Below are 19350 nucleotides of genomic sequence, written 5' to 3' on the forward strand. Positions count from 1 at the left end.
ACTCTTTTATTTTTCGTTTTCATCTACCCATTCCTTTGCGTTTTCTACTTCTAATTCGTTAGGAATAGGAACGCTAGATTCTAGTTTTAAGTTTTGTATATTTGTCCAAGGAGCAGTTTTGTGATTTTCTATTGGCTTTGTGTTTTTATTTAATTTGATTTTGGACATAGTATCCCTCCTTATTATTAGTATTTTCAAAGTTGATAAAATCTATTAATAGCAGTATAAGGTAAATTATAGGTATCCGTAGATAAACAGTTTCAAAAAGAAATATAAAGAACAGTTCATTCAAGATAATTTTTGAAAAAACAAAACTTCATTCCATGAAAAAATACTAAACCTTCAAAACTCACTTCGTTCAAACAATGAAGGTTCTTAACGTATTTTTTATGAAATTTCAGTAAGTTTTTTTACAAAAGTTATCGAAGTCATTCACTTATCTTTATATATTTCTTTTTTTCATGTTGAAGTTGTTTACCTATATATTACAAAAAAATTGATAAAAATATTGACATATATAATGATATATGTTATAGTAATATCCGTTGCTCATAAAAAGCAACCTTTTAAATCTAGAAGAAAATTCTAGTTGACTTAAGACAAGAAACGTGGTAAGATGATTCTTGTCGCCACTGAAGAGGACTACTAAAAAGCTTGGCAAATGCTAAGTAGAGTGATACAACAAATAAAAAGTTGTGGCAGTTAAAAAAAGTTCTTGACAGTGAGATAGAAAAGTGTTAAACTGATTAAGTCGCTAAACGGCGACCAAGTAAAAAGTTGATCCTTGAAAACTATACAGTATAAGAAATTAAGCCAGATACTCGTTATAAACGAGAAACGTTCAATTCGAATTCTTTTATTTGAGAGTTTGATCCTGGCTCAGGATGAACGCTGGCGGCGTGCCTAACACATGCAAGTCGAGCGAGAAGCTGTCAATGATCCTTCGGGAGATTTGATTAGTGGAAAGCGGCGGACGGGTGAGTAACGCGTGGGCAACCTGCCCTATACACAGGGATAGCCTCGGGAAACCGGGATTAATACCTGATAAAGCTCTAGTACCGCATGGTACATGAGTCAAAGCTTTAGCGGTATAGGATGGGCCCGCGTCTGATTAGCTAGTTGGTGAGGTAACGGCTCACCAAGGCAACGATCAGTAGCCGACCTGAGAGGGTGATCGGCCACACTGGAACTGAGACACGGTCCAGACTCCTACGGGAGGCAGCAGTGGGGAATATTGCACAATGGGCGAAAGCCTGATGCAGCAACGCCGCGTGAGTGATGAAGGCCTTCGGGTCGTAAAACTCTGTCCTAAGGGAAGAAAACTGACGGTACCTTAGGAGGAAGCCCCGGCTAACTACGTGCCAGCAGCCGCGGTAATACGTAGGGGGCGAGCGTTATCCGGAATCACTGGGCGTAAAGGGTGCGTAGGCGGCCGATAAAGTCTGGGGTGAAAGGCTACGGCTCAACCGTAGTAAGCCTTGGAAACTTATTGGCTTGAGTGCAGGAGAGGAGAGTGGAATTCCTAGTGTAGCGGTGAAATGCGTAGATATTAGGAGGAACACCAGTGGCGAAGGCGACTCTCTGGACTGTAACTGACGCTGAGGCACGAAAGCGTGGGGAGCGAACAGGATTAGATACCCTGGTAGTCCACGCCGTAAACGATGAGTGCTAGGTGTCGGAGGTTCATCCCTTCGGTGCCGCAGCTAACGCATTAAGCACTCCGCCTGGGGAGTACGGTCGCAAGACTGAAACTCAAAGGAATTGACGGGGACCCGCACAAGCAGCGGAGCATGTGGTTTAATTCGAAGCAACGCGAAGAACCTTACCAGGACTTGACATCCTCTGCATTAACCTTAATCGGTGAAATCCCTCCGGGGACAGAGAGACAGGTGGTGCATGGTTGTCGTCAGCTCGTGTCGTGAGATGTTGGGTTAAGTCCCGCAACGAGCGCAACCCTTGTCTTTAGTTGCCAGCATTTCGGATGGGCACTCTAGAGAGACTGCCGGGGATAACTCGGAGGAAGGTGGGGATGACGTCAAATCATCATGCCCCTTATGTTCTGGGCTACACACGTGCTACAATGGCTGGTACAACGGGAAGCGAAGGAGTAATCTGGAGCAAATCCTAAAAGCCAGTCTCAGTTCGGATTGTGGGCTGCAACTCGCCCACATGAAGCTGGAGTTGCTAGTAATCGTGGATCAGAATGCCGCGGTGAATGCGTTCCCGGGTCTTGTACACACCGCCCGTCACACCACGGGAGTTGGGGGCACCCGAAGTCAGCTATCTAACCTTATGGAGGAAGCTGCCGAAGGTGAAATCAATAACTGGGGTGAAGTCGTAACAAGGTAGCCGTATCGGAAGGTGCGGCTGGATCACCTCCTTTCTAAGGAGAAAGGCTTAACTTATACTGCATAGTTTTGAAGGATCAAACCTTCAAATAAGGGGCTACAGTGAAATAAATATTTCTGTAGTACTGCTTTGTACTTTGAAAACTGAACAATGCATATAAAATACAATTTTTACTGGTCAAGCTATAAAGAGCATAGGGCGGATGCCTTGGCACCAGGAGCCGATGAAGGACGTGGTAAGCTGCGATAAGCCTCGGGTAGCTGCAAGCAAGCGTTGATCCGGGGATTTCCGAATGGGGAAACCTACTTAAGGTAATACTTAAGTAACTATTACTGAATCCATAGGTAATGGTAGGCATACCAGGGGAACTGAAACATCTAAGTACCCTGAGGAAGAGAAAGAAAACTCGATTCCCTAAGTAGCGGCGAGCGAAAGGGGACTAGCCCAAACCTAAAGAATTTTCTTTAGGGGTTGCGGATATACTCATAAGAGCGAAGAATAAGTAGTTGAAGAAGTCTGGAAAGGCTCACCGTAGAAGGTAATAGTCCTGTAGGCGAAACTTAGTCTAGCTTGAGTATACTCCAGAGTACCACGAGACACGTGAAACCTTGTGGGAAGCAGGGGGGACCACCCCCCAAGGCTAAATACTACCTGGTGACCGATAGCGCATAGTACCGTGAGGGAAAGGTGAAAAGAACCCCGGGAGGGGAGTGAAATAGAACCTGAAACCCTATGTTTACAAGCAGTGGAAGTTCTTTTTATGAACGACCGCGTACTTTTTGTAGAACGGGCCAACGAGTTACGGTATGCAGCAAGGTTAAGTAGTTATGCTACGGAGCCGCAGCGAAAGCGAGTCTGAATAGGGCGATTTTAGTTGTATGCCGTAGACCCGAAACCGGGTGACCTATCCATGAGCAGGTTGAAGCGGAAGTAAAATTTCGTGGAGGACCGAACCCATGTCTGTTGAAAAAGGCTGGGATGACTTGTGGATAGCGGAGAAATTCCAATCGAACTCGGAGATAGCTGGTTCTCCCCGAAATAGCTTTAGGGCTAGCCTTAAAAGTTGTGATACGGAGGTAGAGCACTGAATGTCCTAGGGGCCCTCACCGGTTACCGAAGACTATCAAACTCCGAATGCCGTAATCATAATTTTAGGAGTCAGACTATGTGTGATAAGATTCATAGTCGAGAGGGAAACAGCCCAGACCGTCAGCTAAGGTCCCTAAGTACAGGTTAAGTGGAAAAGGATGTGGGATTGCATAGACAACTAGGATGTTGGCTTAGAAGCAGCCATTCATTCAAAGAGTGCGTAATAGCTCACTAGTCGAGTGATCCTGCGCCGAAAATTACCGGGGCTCAAACCTGTCACCGAAGCTACGGCATCCCTTTGGGATGGGTAGGGGAGCATTGTATACGGGTTGAAGCTGTACCGTAAGGAGCAGTGGACTGTATACAAGAGAGAATGTTGGCATGAGTAGCGAGAGGCAGGTGAGAATCCTGCCCGCCGAAAACCTAAGGTTTCCTGAGGAAGGTTCGTCCACTCAGGGTTAGTCGGGACCTAAGCCGAGGACGAAAGTCGTAGGCGATGGACAACAGGTTGAAATTCCTGTACCACCGAAAATCGTTTGAGCAATGGGGTGACACAGGAGGATAGGTTAAGCGCACCGTTGGTTGTGTGCGTCCAAGCGTTTAGGAAGTCGAGATAGGCAAATCCGTTTCGATAATTCTGAGACGTGATGGGGAGCGAAAAACAAGTAGCGAACTTACTGATTCCACACTGTCAAGAAAAGCCTCTAGCGAGATTGTAGGTGCCCGTACCGCAAACCGACACAGGTAGGTGAGGAGAGAATCCTAAGGCGAGCGAGAGAACTATTGTTAAGGAACTCGGCAAAATGACCCCGTAACTTCGGGAGAAGGGGTGCCACGTTAGGGTGCAAGCCCGAGGTGGCCGCAGAGAATAGGCCCAAGCGACTGTTTAGCAAAAACACAGGTCTCTGCTAAGTCGAAAGACGATGTATAGGGGCTGACGCCTGCCCGGTGCTGGAAGGTTAAGGGGAAGTGTTAACGAAAGTGAAGCACAGAACTTAAGCCCCAGTAAACGGCGGCCGTAACTATAACGGTCCTAAGGTAGCGAAATTCCTTGTCGGGTAAGTTCCGACCCGCACGAAAGGCGTAACGATTTGGGCACTGTCTCAACAATAGACTCGGTGAAATTGTAGTACCGGTGAAGATGCCGGTTACCCGCAGCAGGACGGAAAGACCCCGTGGAGCTTTACTGTAGCCTGACACTGGATTTTGGTATTACATGTACAGGATAGGTGGGAGACTGAGAAGCATGCACGCCAGTGTGTGTGGAGTCGACGTTGGGATACCACTCTTGTAATACTGAAGTTCTAACCATAAGCTGTGAATCCAGCTTTGGGACACTGTCAGGTGGGCAGTTTGACTGGGGCGGTCGCCTCCTAAAGAGTAACGGAGGCGCCCAAAGGTTCCCTCAGCGCGGTCGGAAATCGCGCGAAGAGTGCAAAGGCAGAAGGGAGCTTGATTGCGAGACACACAGGTCGAGCAAGGACGAAAGTCGGGCTTAGTGATCCGGTGGTTCCGAGTGGAAGGGCCATCGCTCAACGGATAAAAGCTACCCCGGGGATAACAGGCTTATCTCCCCCAAGAGTCCACATCGACGGGGAGGTTTGGCACCTCGATGTCGGCTCGTCTCATCCTGGGGCTGAAGTAGGTCCCAAGGGTTGGGCTGTTCGCCCATTAAAGAGGCACGCGAGCTGGGTTCAGAACGTCGTGAGACAGTTCGGTCCCTATCCGCTGTGGGCGTAGGAAATTTGAGAGGAGCTGTCCTTAGTACGAGAGGACCGGGATGGACGTACCTCTGGTGCATCAGTTGTCACGCCAGTGGCACAGCTGAGTAGCTATGTACGGAAGGGATAAGCGCTGAAGGCATCTAAGCGCGAAGCCCCCCTTAAGATAAGATTTCCCATGGAGTTAATCCAGTAAGACCCCAGAAAGACGATCTGGTTGATAGGTCGGAGGTGTAAGGGCAGTAATGTCTTTAGCTGACCGATACTAATAGGTCGAGGGCTTGACCAAAATATGCATTGTTTAGTTTTGAGGGTATAATATAGTAATCCAGTGGCAATAGCGAAGGGGTCACACCTGTTCCCATACCGAACACAGAAGTTAAGCCCTTCAGCGCTGATGGTACTTAGGCGGAGACGCCTTGGGAGAGTAGGTCGTCGCTGGTTTAATGAATAATCCAAAACGAAGTAAAGTCGTTTTGGATTTTTTTTGTACAAGATTTAGGTGCGAAAGTTGGGGGGCATTATGCAATTTAGATATTTATCCGGTAAAAATTTACTTATTTTAGTATTCTTAATCTCCATTGTTTTGTCTAGTTGCTCATATAGTAAAAACACAAATACTTCTAGTAATGAGAAACAATTAACTTCAATCAAGAAAAAAGAAACAACTATTGAAAAAAAGAAAGTAGAAGATGATATAATATTTTTATTAAATAATTATGAATTCAATCTTAATAAACCTTTTGAAGATAATGTACTAAAAAACTTAAATGCAAATGATCTAGCAATTTTAAGAAACTCAATCTATGCAAAATATGGGTATATATTTTCTACAAAAAAATATAGTGATTATTTTTCTCAGTTAAGTTGGTATACACCAACTAGTAAGTATGCTGAATCGATGCTAACTAACATTGATAATGAAAATATTAAAAAAATTACTGACTTAGAGAAATGCTTAGAGAATTTACAGTTTAAGAGTAGTAAACTAGGATTTTCAATTACCTTTCCTCTTAATTGGAAAGGTAATTATGAAGTTGTTGAGGATAGTATGGGTATTATTGTATACTTTAAACCTTCGAAAAAGATGGAAGCAAAATGCGGAGAATTCTTTATTATAGTTAATACTGAATCAGAAAATTATTATCAAGATATATATGATACTATTGGAAGTATGAGGTTCTTTGAGGTTAATAACACTAAATACTTTATAGGCGTTCCAACTGATTTCCCTTTGCCTGATAACCATCCTGAAAAGGAATTGTTTATAAAAATGAAATTAGATATACCAGATATTTTAGAAACAATCAAACCTTTATAAAATAGGATCCTTTATCCCTAAAGTGATTTTAGATTTAGTTTAATTTAAAAAAATAACAGATCAAAGGCTTTTAGTCATTTGATCTGTTTGTTTTTCTTATTTGGGTTTGGATATATTTTTGAATGGTTTCAGATTAATAATTCATATTCTAATTCGTCTTTAAAAATATTATGACGATACATAGGACAGAAAACAATATGATAATTGATGTTATATTTACTGTGACTTATTGTCTTGTTTTTTGTATTTTTCAATGACATACTTCATACCTTCTTCAATTAAGTCATTAGCATTTGTTTTTAATTTGATAGCCAATATTTTGATTTCAGTGTATAAATCTTCGTCTAATGTAGTGTTAATATTCTTTCTTGCCATTTTTAAACACCTCCTAAACTAATTTTAGCACATAGTTGACTATACATCAATGGTGTATTAAAATAAACACATGGATAACAATGTTAAGGAGGTGAAAATATGAAGTTATCGTTTAAATTTAAGCCAAGTTTTACAATTAAACAGTTAAATATTATAAAGGGTTGCCTGTTAAGGTGGAAACTTAAATATCAAACCTCTCACGAAGCCACCGATTAATGTCTCGGTGGTAATTCACAAAAAGATAAAGAAGATTTAGGATTATAAAAAATAGATAAAATATTATTTCGACATGGGATATGTGATTACCTTTAGTAATTTTGGTTATCATTCTGAAAAATAATTATTCAAAAAAAGAATAAACGATTTAAAAATTCTAGTTGACTTAAGACAATAAACGTGGTAAGATAATTCTTGTCGCTACTGAAGAGAACTATTAAAAAGCTTGGTAAATGCTAAGTAGAGTGATACAACAAATAAAAAGTTGTGGCAGTTAAAAAAAGTTCTTGACAGTGAGATGAAAAAGTGTTAAACTGATTAAGTCGCTAAACGGCGACTGAGTAAAAAAAGTTGATCTTTGAAAACTATACAGTATAAGAAATTAAGCCAGATACTCGTTATAAACGAGAAACGTTCAATTCGAATTCTTTTATTTGAGAGTTTGATCCTGGCTCAGGATGAACGCTGGCGGCGTGCCTAACACATGCAAGTCGAGCGAGAAGCTGTCAATGATCCTTCGGGAGATTTGATTAGTGGAAAGCGGCGGACGGGTGAGTAACGCGTGGGCAACCTGCCCTATACACAGGGATAGCCTCGGGAAACCGGGATTAATACCTGATAAAGCTCTAGTACCGCATGGTACATGAGTCAAAGCTTTAGCGGTATAGGATGGGCCCGCGTCTGATTAGCTAGTTGGTGAGGTAACGGCTCACCAAGGCAACGATCAGTAGCCGACCTGAGAGGGTGATCGGCCACACTGGAACTGAGACACGGTCCAGACTCCTACGGGAGGCAGCAGTGGGGAATATTGCACAATGGGCGAAAGCCTGATGCAGCAACGCCGCGTGAGTGATGAAGGCCTTCGGGTCGTAAAACTCTGTCCTAAGGGAAGAAAACTGACGGTACCTTAGGAGGAAGCCCCGGCTAACTACGTGCCAGCAGCCGCGGTAATACGTAGGGGGCGAGCGTTATCCGGAATCACTGGGCGTAAAGGGTGCGTAGGCGGCCGATAAAGTCTGGGGTGAAAGGCTACGGCTCAACCGTAGTAAGCCTTGGAAACTTATTGGCTTGAGTGCAGGAGAGGAGAGTGGAATTCCTAGTGTAGCGGTGAAATGCGTAGATATTAGGAGGAACACCAGTGGCGAAGGCGACTCTCTGGACTGTAACTGACGCTGAGGCACGAAAGCGTGGGGAGCGAACAGGATTAGATACCCTGGTAGTCCACGCCGTAAACGATGAGTGCTAGGTGTCGGAGGTTCATCCCTTCGGTGCCGCAGCTAACGCATTAAGCACTCCGCCTGGGGAGTACGGTCGCAAGACTGAAACTCAAAGGAATTGACGGGGACCCGCACAAGCAGCGGAGCATGTGGTTTAATTCGAAGCAACGCGAAGAACCTTACCAGGACTTGACATCCTCTGCATTAACCTTAATCGGTGAAATCCCTCCGGGGACAGAGAGACAGGTGGTGCATGGTTGTCGTCAGCTCGTGTCGTGAGATGTTGGGTTAAGTCCCGCAACGAGCGCAACCCTTGTCTTTAGTTGCCAGCATTTCGGATGGGCACTCTAGAGAGACTGCCGGGGATAACTCGGAGGAAGGTGGGGATGACGTCAAATCATCATGCCCCTTATGTTCTGGGCTACACACGTGCTACAATGGCTGGTACAACGGGAAGCGAAGGAGTAATCTGGAGCAAATCCTAAAAGCCAGTCTCAGTTCGGATTGTGGGCTGCAACTCGCCCACATGAAGCTGGAGTTGCTAGTAATCGTGGATCAGAATGCCGCGGTGAATGCGTTCCCGGGTCTTGTACACACCGCCCGTCACACCACGGGAGTTGGGGGCACCCGAAGTCAGCTATCTAACCTTATGGAGGAAGCTGCCGAAGGTGAAATCAATAACTGGGGTGAAGTCGTAACAAGGTAGCCGTATCGGAAGGTGCGGCTGGATCACCTCCTTTCTAAGGAGAAAGGCTTAACTTATACTGCATAGTTTTGAAGGATCAAACCTTCAAATAAGGGGCTACAGTGAAATAAATATTTCTGTAGTACTGCTTTGTACTTTGAAAACTGAACAATGCATATAAAATACAATTTTTACTGGTCAAGCTATAAAGAGCATAGGGCGGATGCCTTGGCACCAGGAGCCGATGAAGGACGTGGTAAGCTGCGATAAGCCTCGGGTAGCTGCAAGCAAGCGTTGATCCGGGGATTTCCGAATGGGGAAACCTACTTAAGGTAATACTTAAGTAACTATTACTGAATCCATAGGTAATGGTAGGCATACCAGGGGAACTGAAACATCTAAGTACCCTGAGGAAGAGAAAGAAAACTCGATTCCCTAAGTAGCGGCGAGCGAAAGGGGACTAGCCCAAACCTAAAGAATTTTCTTTAGGGGTTGTGGATATACTCATAAGAGCGAAGAATAAGTAGTTGAAGAAGTCTGGAAAGGCTCACCGTAGAAGGTAATAGTCCTGTAGGCGAAACTTAGTCTAGCTTGAGTATACTCCAGAGTACCACGAGACACGTGAAACCTTGTGGGAAGCAGGGGGGACCACCCCCCAAGGCTAAATACTACCTGGTGACCGATAGCGCATAGTACCGTGAGGGAAAGGTGAAAAGAACCCCGGGAGGGGAGTGAAATAGAACCTGAAACCCTATGTTTACAAGCAGTGGAAGTTCTTTTTATGAACGACCGCGTACTTTTTGTAGAACGGGCCAACGAGTTACGGTATGCAGCAAGGTTAAGTAGTTATGCTACGGAGCCGCAGCGAAAGCGAGTCTGAATAGGGCGATTTTAGTTGTATGCCGTAGACCCGAAACCGGGTGACCTATCCATGAGCAGGTTGAAGCGGAAGTAAAATTTCGTGGAGGACCGAACCCATGTCTGTTGAAAAAGGCTGGGATGACTTGTGGATAGCGGAGAAATTCCAATCGAACTCGGAGATAGCTGGTTCTCCCCGAAATAGCTTTAGGGCTAGCCTTAAAAGTTGTGATACGGAGGTAGAGCACTGAATGTCCTAGGGGCCCTCACCGGTTACCGAAGACTATCAAACTCCGAATGCCGTAATCATAATTTTAGGAGTCAGACTATGTGTGATAAGATTCATAGTCGAGAGGGAAACAGCCCAGACCGTCAGCTAAGGTCCCTAAGTACAGGTTAAGTGGAAAAGGATGTGGGATTGCATAGACAACTAGGATGTTGGCTTAGAAGCAGCCATTCATTCAAAGAGTGCGTAATAGCTCACTAGTCGAGTGATCCTGCGCCGAAAATTACCGGGGCTCAAACCTGTCACCGAAGCTACGGCATCCCTTTGGGATGGGTAGGGGAGCATTGTATACGGGTTGAAGCTGTACCGTAAGGAGCAGTGGACTGTATACAAGAGAGAATGTTGGCATGAGTAGCGAGAGGCAGGTGAGAATCCTGCCCGCCGAAAACCTAAGGTTTCCTGAGGAAGGTTCGTCCACTCAGGGTTAGTCGGGACCTAAGCCGAGGACGAAAGTCGTAGGCGATGGACAACAGGTTGAAATTCCTGTACCACCGAAAATCGTTTGAGCAATGGGGTGACACAGGAGGATAGGTTAAGCGCACCGTTGGTTGTGTGCGTCCAAGCGTTTAGGAAGTCGAGATAGGCAAATCCGTTTCGATAATTCTGAGACGTGATGGGGAGCGAAAAACAAGTAGCGAACTTACTGATTCCACACTGTCAAGAAAAGCCTCTAGCGAGATTGTAGGTGCCCGTACCGCAAACCGACACAGGTAGGTGAGGAGAGAATCCTAAGGCGAGCGAGAGAACTATTGTTAAGGAACTCGGCAAAATGACCCCGTAACTTCGGGAGAAGGGGTGCCACGTTAGGGTGCAAGCCCGAGGTGGCCGCAGAGAATAGGCCCAAGCGACTGTTTAGCAAAAACACAGGTCTCTGCTAAGTCGAAAGACGATGTATAGGGGCTGACGCCTGCCCGGTGCTGGAAGGTTAAGGGGAAGTGTTAACGAAAGTGAAGCACAGAACTTAAGCCCCAGTAAACGGCGGCCGTAACTATAACGGTCCTAAGGTAGCGAAATTCCTTGTCGGGTAAGTTCCGACCCGCACGAAAGGCGTAACGATTTGGGCACTGTCTCAACAATAGACTCGGTGAAATTGTAGTACCGGTGAAGATGCCGGTTACCCGCAGCAGGACGGAAAGACCCCGTGGAGCTTTACTGTAGCCTGACACTGGATTTTGGTATTACATGTACAGGATAGGTGGGAGACTGAGAAGCATGCACGCCAGTGTGTGTGGAGTCGACGTTGGGATACCACTCTTGTAATACTGAAGTTCTAACCATAAGCTGTGAATCCAGCTTTGGGACACTGTCAGGTGGGCAGTTTGACTGGGGCGGTCGCCTCCTAAAGAGTAACGGAGGCGCCCAAAGGTTCCCTCAGCGCGGTCGGAAATCGCGCGAAGAGTGCAAAGGCAGAAGGGAGCTTGATTGCGAGACACACAGGTCGAGCAAGGACGAAAGTCGGGCTTAGTGATCCGGTGGTTCCGAGTGGAAGGGCCATCGCTCAACGGATAAAAGCTACCCCGGGGATAACAGGCTTATCTCCCCCAAGAGTCCACATCGACGGGGAGGTTTGGCACCTCGATGTCGGCTCGTCTCATCCTGGGGCTGAAGTAGGTCCCAAGGGTTGGGCTGTTCGCCCATTAAAGAGGCACGCGAGCTGGGTTCAGAACGTCGTGAGACAGTTCGGTCCCTATCCGCTGTGGGCGTAGGAAATTTGAGAGGAGCTGTCCTTAGTACGAGAGGACCGGGATGGACGTACCTCTGGTGCATCAGTTGTCACGCCAGTGGCACAGCTGAGTAGCTATGTACGGAAGGGATAAGCGCTGAAGGCATCTAAGCGCGAAGCCCCCCTTAAGATAAGATTTCCCATGGAGTTAATCCAGTAAGACCCCAGAAAGACGATCTGGTTGATAGGTCGGAGGTGTAAGGGCAGTAATGTCTTTAGCTGACCGATACTAATAGGTCGAGGGCTTGACCAAAATATGCATTGTTTAGTTTTGAGGGTATAATATAATAATCCAGTGGCAATAGCGAAGGGGTCACACCTGTTCCCATACCGAACACAGAAGTTAAGCCCTTCAGCGCTGATGGTACTTAGGCGGAGACGCCTTGGGAGAGTAGGTCGTCGCTGGTTTGAAAACTCACAGCGAATGAATTTCGTTGTGAGTTTTTTACATATAAGAAAATATGTTCTTTTTATTTTCCATTCTAAAATTGTTTATCTATAGATAAACAACATCAACATTAAAAAAGAAATATATAAAGATAAGTGAATGACTTCGATAACTTTTGTAAAAAAACTTACTGAAATTTCATGAAAAATACGTTAAGAACCTTCATTGTTTGAACGAAGTGAGTTTTGAAGGTTTAGTATTTTTTCATGGAATGAAGTTTTGTTTTTTCAAAAGTTATCTGGAATGAACTATCTTTTATATTTCATTTTGAAGTTGTTTGCCTATAGAAAAATTTGGGATTGTTTCTCACGTATTTACACATTTTTTTTATGATGATATAATAAGAAATACTTGTAGGCATGAGAGTTTGAGAGCTGCACTAGTTAACCTATGACGATAGGTTTAGCGCTGTGCTTTTTTTGTTGAAAGCTATTTATTTGAGGAGAGATTTTATTGAATAAGAAATTTTATGATAGAGTAGGAGCAAGTCCCATTATTGCAGCAGTAAATAGTATGGAGAAATTGGATATAGCTATTAAATCACCTTGTGAGATTATATTTTTATTAACAGGAAATATTTTCAACTTAAAAAGTATTATAGATAAAGTAAAAGGTCAAGGAATGAATATATATGTACATATTGACCTTATGGAAGGATTTTCAAAGGATACGGTTGCATTAAATTATATTTATGAAAATATGAAGCCTGATGGAATTATTACTACAAAGAGTAGTATTGTTAAAAAGGCAAAAAGCATGAATATATTTGTTATACAAAGACTTTTTATATTAGATTCTTTATCTCTTGAGACAGGAATTAATTCAGTAAAAGCTACAAGACCTGATGCAATAGAAGTTATGCCTGGAATTATGCCAAAAATTATTAAGAATGTATATGATAAAACAAGGATTCCTGTTATTGCAGGTGGATTGATAAATGATAAAGAGGATGTAATAGGAAGTCTTAAGGCTGGAGCTATAGGAATATCAACTAGTAGAAAAGAGATTTGGGATATGTAAAAATCAATTGCTGTAATATTAATGGTTTATAATATTTTTTATATAACTTATACAAATATAAGTGGATCACACACAAGCTTATGCAAAATGAAAGGAGATCTGTTTTATGAAAAAAACGAAAATTGTATGTACCATTGGACCTGCAAGTGAGAAGAAAGAGATATTAAAAGAGCTTATTAAAAATGGGATGAACGTGGCGCGTTTAAATTTTTCCCACGGAAGTCATGATGAGCATCAAAAGAGAATTGATACAATAAAGGAAGTAAGAGAGGAATTAGGCATACCTGTAGCTATATTATTAGATACAAAAGGACCTGAAATTAGGACTGGAAATTTTAAAAATGGAGAAGCTTTTTTAAATGAAGGAGAATTATTTACATTAACAACAAGAGAAGTTCTTGGAGATGTAACTATTGGAAGTATTACATATAAAGAACTGCCTAAAGATGTAAAATCAGGAGATACAATTCTTATTGATGATGGTTTAGTAGAATTAGAAGTTTTAGAAATTTGTGATGGAACAGATATAAAATGTAAGATTAAAAATTCAGGTATGATTAAAAATCATAAGGGCGTAAATGTACCTGGAGTAAAAATCAATCTTCCTGCTTTAACACAGAAAGACAAGGATGATATTATTTTTGGAATTAAAAATGGCATTGATTTTATTGCTGCTTCTTTTGTAAGAAAGGCAGAAGACGTACTTGCAATAAGAAAGGTTTTAGAAGAACATAATGCAGAGGATGTTCAAATCATCTCAAAGATTGAAAATCAGGAAGGCGTAGATAATATAGATAAGATTATTGAAGTATCTGATGGAATAATGGTTGCTAGAGGAGATCTAGGTGTTGAGATTCCAACAGAACAGGTTCCACTTGCTCAGAAAATGATGATTCAAAAATGTAATAGTGTAGGAAAACCAGTTATTACAGCTACACAAATGTTAGATTCTATGATTAGAAATCCAAGACCTACTAGAGCAGAAGTAACAGATGTTGCGAATGCTATATTTGATGGTACGGATGCGATTATGTTATCTGGAGAGACAGCTGCTGGAAAATATCCTATTGAAGCTGTAAAGACTATGGCAAATATTGCAAAAACTACAGAGAATGCATTAGATTATGAATCAATTCTTAGAGAAAAGAGTGTAGGAAAAAATATAAGTATTACAGATGCAGTGAGTCATGCAACTTGTACAAGTGCACAGGATTTAGGTGCCTCAGCAATTATTACAGCTACTTCATCAGGACATACTGCAAGAATGGTATCAAAATTTAGACCAAAGGCACCTATTATTGCAGCTACTACAAATGAAAAGGTTGAAAGAAGACTATTATTAAACTGGAACGTATATCCTATTATGACAGATGAAGGAGATTCAACAGATGAGATATTCGACCTTTCGGTAAAAAAAGCATTAGAAGCAGAATATATAAAAGCAGGAGATTTAGTAATCATTACAGCAGGAGTTCCTGTAGGTGTTGCAGGTAGCACTAATACAATTAAAGTTCATATAGCAGGCGAAGTACTTCTTAAAGGAATGGGAATCGGAAGAAAATTAGAATCAGGAAATGTATGCATAGCAAATAATGTTAAAGAAGCAGAGGAAAAATTTAAAGAAGGAGATATTTTAGTTACTATAGCAACAGATAAAGATATGGTACCATATATAGAAAAAGCTTCTGCGATTGTTGTAGAAGAAGGAGGACTAACTTCTCATGCTGCTGTTGTAGGATTAAATTTAGAAAAGCCAGTTATTGTTGGAGCGAAGAATGCTACAAAAGTATTAAAGGATGGACAAGTAGTAACTGTAGATGGTGCAAGTGGTCAAGTATATAGTGGAAAAATAAATATATTATAAATAAAGCATAAAAAGAGAGTATACAAAATGGTATACTCTCAGGTTGCTGACAAACCATTGAAAAATTTCAGTGGTTTGTCTTTTTTAAATATAAAATAAGCGTAGCTTAATATTTTATGAGAATAATCATTCAAAAAAGAATTAAAAGATAGAGATGATAGTATCATCGCTATCTTTTTCATATTTTGTACTGCTGCTGTCATAAGACATTGTTCTTTGACTTTCTCAATTCCGCGAAAGCGGGCATAGCGAAGCCCATGCAGTTGTTTAGCATCTGCAAAGCTTCGCTCAACGGTTTCTTTTCTTCTCTTGTAAATCCGCTTCCCTAACTGATCGTACATAGTAAACCTTTTAACTTTATCTTTATATTTTTCCCATACATGGAGTCTAATTGTTCTAGTTTCATTACCATCATATAAGCATTTTTCTTTATATGGACACTCAGAGCAATTATTTTTATCACTGATATATTCCCTATAACCCTGACGGGTAGTAGTTTTATAATGCATTGGATAAAGATTTGGGCACATTATAACATCCCATTCATCAACATATTGAAATCTATTTTTTGTAAACTTTCCTTTTTTATGTGGTCCAAGTCTGTAACCTATAGCACCCTGTATATTTCTATCATTTAAACCTTTACAAATTGGAGCAGTAAAATATCCAGCATCAAGTCCTACAAATTTCACCTCAAAACCATATTTTTCAATTTGTTCATCTAATATTTGAAGATAAGGTGTTGCATCATTAATATTACCAGGAGTAACATTAACACCTGTAATAATGTTATTCTCTGCATCCACCGTTCTGTGTTCTAGATAGAAGAAACCTTTGGGTTTTCTATCTCTATGCATAAAACCACTGTCAGGATCTGTAATGCTAGATTTAATTCTCTTTATTTCTGGCTCATGTTCTTTTTTTTTAGAGGTTTTTTACCATGATTTATTCTATCTTCATTAATTGCATTTTCTAAATCATCAACATATTCTTTTACTTCAACTTTAATATATTTTTCTTCATACTTATTTTTATTAGCATTAGCTTTAAGATGAGTAGAATCAGTGTATAGTATTTTACCCAATACCAAATTATTATCTATTGCTTGTTTCACTATATTTGAAAAAATTTTTTCAAATATATCAGTACCTGTAAATCTACGTCTTCTATTTTGACTAATAGTAGAATGATGAGGAATCTCATCAGTAATTCCATAACCTAAAAACCATCTATAAGCAATATTATATTTGATTTCTTCCATTAATCTCCTTTCGGAGCGAATACCATAAAGATATCCAATAAACATCATCTTAAATAAAACAACTGGATCAATAGATGGTCTTCCATTATCTAAACAATACTTATCTTCTACTAAATCATATATAAATGAAAAGTTAATATATTTATTGATTTTTCTAAGCAAATGATCTTCAGAAACTAGGTTCTCAATCATAACAGTTTCAATTCTATTTTGGTATCCATTATTCTTAGTTAACAATACAATCAGTCCCTTCGGGAAATTATTCTATATATATTTATTCTACATAAAAAGCGAAAATCCTTTTTGAAAAAAAAGAATTCTCGCTTTTTTATACTTTGTCAACAGTCTGAGAGTATACAAAATGGTATACTCTCTTTTTAAAGCAAAAGACTTAATAAATTTCAGTTGCTTGTATTAGTGGTATTTCACATGATAAAATAATATTGGAAAAATATACAAAGAATGGACATGATTAAGGTGAATTTTTATGTATGAGAAGATATTTGATTTAGATGTTCAAAAAAAGATGGATGTTTTTTTTATGGACGAATTAGCTAAGCATGGTAAAATTGAAATTTTTCAAAAAGGGCAGATTATTAATCCGATGCATCCTGATTATATTTATGTTATCCTTGCGGGTGAGGTTAATCAAGTGATGTATTCTAGAAATGGTGATGAAATAATTTTTTATAGAATTACAGAGGGAAGTATATTTGGAGAAATAGATTTTTTTGATCGAAATAGAACCTTTGTGGTAAATAAAGCTGTAACGCAGTGCAAATTATCGGTGATAAATAGGGAAGCTGTAGAAAATCAATTAAAAAAATATCCTAAAATATATGAATATTTTCTTATGAGTATTATAAGAAAATATAGAATGATCATGCTAGAATTAGCGAACTTTCAATTTAATGATTCAGTTGGGAAACTAGCTGATTTTTTTACAAGGCTATATTATACAGAAAATATTAATGAAAAAAATAACATAAGTATTGTACTTACTCATGAAGAAATTGCTAACAGGATAGGGCTGAATAGGATTACAGTAACAAATGGTATAAAGCTGTTTAAAGATAGAAATTTGATAGAAATAAAAGATAGAAAAATAGTTATTAAGGATATTGAAGGGCTTAAAAAGCTTACAAATATACCTATAGAATAATCAGAAAATATTCTGATTATTTTTTGATAAAAAATGTAATCTAGACTACAGAAAAAAATTTTTTTTTCATATAAAATTCCAATAACGATAAAATTTAAAGGGGGTAAAATTAAAAAATTCAGAATAACAAGTAAATTCATCTATATTAGTATTTTGTAATATGATGCAGGTATTATTTAATTTTATGAAAATTGTAAATTTAGTATTAAATGTTAGGGAGGAATAGTATGAATACTAAAGAAAAAAAGAAAAAAAGAAGCTTTCCTACGGCTTATACGGTATTATTTATTGTTTTAGTTTTTGCAGCTATTTTAACTTATACAGTTCCAGCAGGTTTATATGCAAAGCTTTTATATGATGATAGTACAAAAATGTTTGTGGTGACTTCACCAGATGGGTCTACAGCAGAATACCCAGGAACACAAGAGACGCTGGACAAGCTTGGTGTTAAGGTAGATGTTTCTAAGTTTACAGATGGAAGTATTTCTAAAGCAGTTGCTATCCCTGGTACATATGAACAATTAGAAAGCAAGCCACAAGGAATACTTGAGATTCTTAAAGCACCTATTCAAGGACTTTATGATACATCAGATATTATTATGTTTGTATTTATTATAGGTGGAATTATTGGTGTACTTAATAGTAGTGGTGCTTTTGATGCTGGCTTTGCAAGTCTTTCTCGTATAACAAAAGGGAGAGAATACTTATTGATTGTAATAGTTACTTTTTTAATCTCTTTAGGAGGAACTACCTTTGGTCTTGCAGAAGAGACTATAGCACTTTATCCAATTTTGGTTCCAGTATTTATGGTTGCAGGATATGATGCAATTGTCTGTATAGCAGCTTTATATATGGGATCATCTATTGGTACAATGTTTTCAACAGTAAATCCATTTTCTGCTGTAATAGCATCTAATGCTGCAGGAATATCCTTTACAAATGGACTGACAATGAGAGGAATTGGTCTTTTTCTTGCAACATTAATCACGGTTATATATATTGTTAGATATGCTGAAAAAATCAAGAAAAATCCTGCTGCTTCACTTATTTTTGATCAAAAAGAGCATATAGAGCAAAAATTTTTCCACAAAGATAGAGAAGTTCCAGAATTTACTTTTAGACGTAAATCAATGCTTGTAATTTTTGCACTTACTTTTATTGTTATGATTTGGGGAGTTTCTTCTCAAGGTTGGTGGTTTGAGGAGATGACTACTTTATTCTTAACTTCAGGAATTATTATTTGTGCTGTTTCTGGAATGGGTGAAAAAAAGGCAGTAGAAAATTTTGTTACAGGTTCATCAGAGCTTGTAGGTGTTGCATTGACTATTGGTGTTGCAAGAGCTGTAAATATAATAATGGATAATGGATTGATTTCTGATACAATTCTTTATAAAGCAACAGGTATTGTTAGTGGTATGAATGCAGGTATATTCTCTATATTGATGCTATTAATATTCTGTGTGTTAGGCTTCTTTATTCCATCTTCATCAGGTCTTGCAGTATTATCAATGCCTATTATGGCACCTCTTGCTGATACAGTTGGATTACCAAGAGATGTAATTGTTAGTGCTTATCAATATGGTCAAGGGTTAATGGCATTTATTACACCAACAGGACTTATATTGGTAACACTTTCAATGGTAGATGTAACCTATGATAAATGGCTTAAATTTATTATGCCACTCATGGGTATTATTGGAGCGTTTTCAGCAGTTATGCTACTAGTCCAAGCATTACTTTAAACTAAAAAAATGG

The 19350-nt window shown here is 40.0% G+C and carries 9 protein-coding genes and 6 rRNA genes; 11 read left to right on the forward strand and 4 right to left on the reverse strand.

All coding sequences use genetic code 11. The features are described 5' to 3' along the window. Nucleotides 1-6: 6 nt before the first annotated feature. A complete protein-coding gene (locus KVH43_RS04820; RefSeq protein ID WP_218283734.1) occupies nt 7-168 on the reverse strand; it encodes a CDIF630_02480 family spore surface protein in 162 nt (53 codons plus the stop codon). A gap of 688 nt (nt 169-856) precedes the next feature. On the opposite strand from KVH43_RS04820, the gene KVH43_RS04825 reads away from it, so the two are divergent. From KVH43_RS04825 to KVH43_RS04840, 4 genes are all read left to right on the forward strand, one after another. Then, nucleotides 857-2383: ribosomal RNA gene (locus KVH43_RS04825) — 16S ribosomal RNA — on the forward strand. 141 nt (nt 2384-2524) lie between these two features. Then, nucleotides 2525-5448 (forward strand): 23S ribosomal RNA (locus KVH43_RS04830). Between the two features lie 38 nt (nt 5449-5486). After that, a 5S ribosomal RNA gene (rrf, locus tag KVH43_RS04835) occupies nt 5487-5603 on the forward strand. A 79-nt stretch (nt 5604-5682) separates the two neighbouring features. After that, nucleotides 5683-6480 carry a YARHG domain-containing protein gene (locus KVH43_RS04840; RefSeq protein WP_218283735.1) on the forward strand — a complete coding sequence of 266 codons (798 nt, stop codon included), beginning with the start codon at nt 5683-5685 and terminating at the stop codon, nt 6478-6480. Nucleotides 6481-6608: 128 nt separating this feature from the next. Here the strand turns inward: KVH43_RS04840 and KVH43_RS04845 are convergent, their stop codons facing one another. Both KVH43_RS04845 and KVH43_RS04850 read right to left on the reverse strand, forming a co-directional pair. Further along, the gene (locus KVH43_RS04845; RefSeq protein WP_255547814.1) at nt 6609-6740 is read right to left on the reverse strand and encodes a transposase; all 132 of its coding nucleotides are present in this window, start codon (nt 6738-6740) and stop codon (nt 6609-6611) included. After that, the gene (locus tag KVH43_RS04850; RefSeq protein WP_218281828.1) at nt 6697-6855 is read right to left on the reverse strand and encodes a ribbon-helix-helix domain-containing protein; all 159 of its coding nucleotides are present in this window, start codon (nt 6853-6855) and stop codon (nt 6697-6699) included. The genes KVH43_RS04845 and KVH43_RS04850 overlap by 44 nt, the downstream gene beginning before the upstream one ends. Nucleotides 6856-7501: 646 nt before the next feature. Between KVH43_RS04850 and KVH43_RS04855 the strand changes: the two genes are divergently transcribed. The 5 genes from KVH43_RS04855 (at nt 7502) to pyk (ending at nt 15172) form a co-directional block, all read left to right on the forward strand. Then, nucleotides 7502-9028 (forward strand): 16S ribosomal RNA (locus tag KVH43_RS04855). Between the two features lie 141 nt (nt 9029-9169). Then, a 23S ribosomal RNA gene (locus KVH43_RS04860) occupies nt 9170-12093 on the forward strand. A 38-nt stretch (nt 12094-12131) separates the two neighbouring features. Beyond that, nucleotides 12132-12248 (forward strand): 5S ribosomal RNA (gene rrf, locus KVH43_RS04865). Together the 16S, 23S and 5S rRNA genes form the textbook arrangement of a ribosomal RNA operon. A 493-nt stretch (nt 12249-12741) precedes the next feature. Then, nucleotides 12742-13308, forward strand: coding sequence for a glycerol-3-phosphate responsive antiterminator (locus KVH43_RS04870; protein ID WP_218283736.1), 567 nt, complete (start codon nt 12742-12744; stop codon nt 13306-13308). Between the two features lie 106 nt (nt 13309-13414). Then, nucleotides 13415-15172 carry a pyruvate kinase gene (gene pyk / locus KVH43_RS04875; protein ID WP_218283737.1) on the forward strand — a complete coding sequence of 586 codons (1758 nt, stop codon included), beginning with the start codon at nt 13415-13417 and terminating at the stop codon, nt 15170-15172. A 38-nt stretch (nt 15173-15210) separates the two neighbouring features. On the opposite strand, the gene KVH43_RS04880 is transcribed toward pyk, so the two are convergent. After that, nucleotides 15211-16670 (reverse strand): IS1182 family transposase gene (locus KVH43_RS04880; RefSeq protein ID WP_420829625.1). Its coding sequence is split into 2 segments (ribosomal slippage): nt 15211-16088 and nt 16088-16670, totalling 1461 coding nucleotides; the frame shifts between segments, so codons are not numbered across the junction. 250 nt (nt 16671-16920) lie between these two features. Between KVH43_RS04880 and KVH43_RS04885 the strand changes: the two genes are divergently transcribed. Continuing rightward, entirely contained in the window at nt 16921-17595 is a 675-nt protein-coding gene (locus KVH43_RS04885) for a Crp/Fnr family transcriptional regulator (protein ID WP_218283738.1), read from the forward strand. A gap of 227 nt (nt 17596-17822) precedes the next feature. Then, the gene (locus tag KVH43_RS04890; RefSeq protein ID WP_218283739.1) at nt 17823-19337 is read left to right on the forward strand and encodes a YfcC family protein; all 1515 of its coding nucleotides are present in this window, start codon (nt 17823-17825) and stop codon (nt 19335-19337) included. The last annotated feature ends 13 nt before the right edge of the window (nt 19338-19350 follow it).

Source organism: Crassaminicella indica, from assembly GCF_019203185.1.
GTDB lineage: Bacteria > Bacillota > Clostridia > Peptostreptococcales > Thermotaleaceae > Crassaminicella > Crassaminicella indica.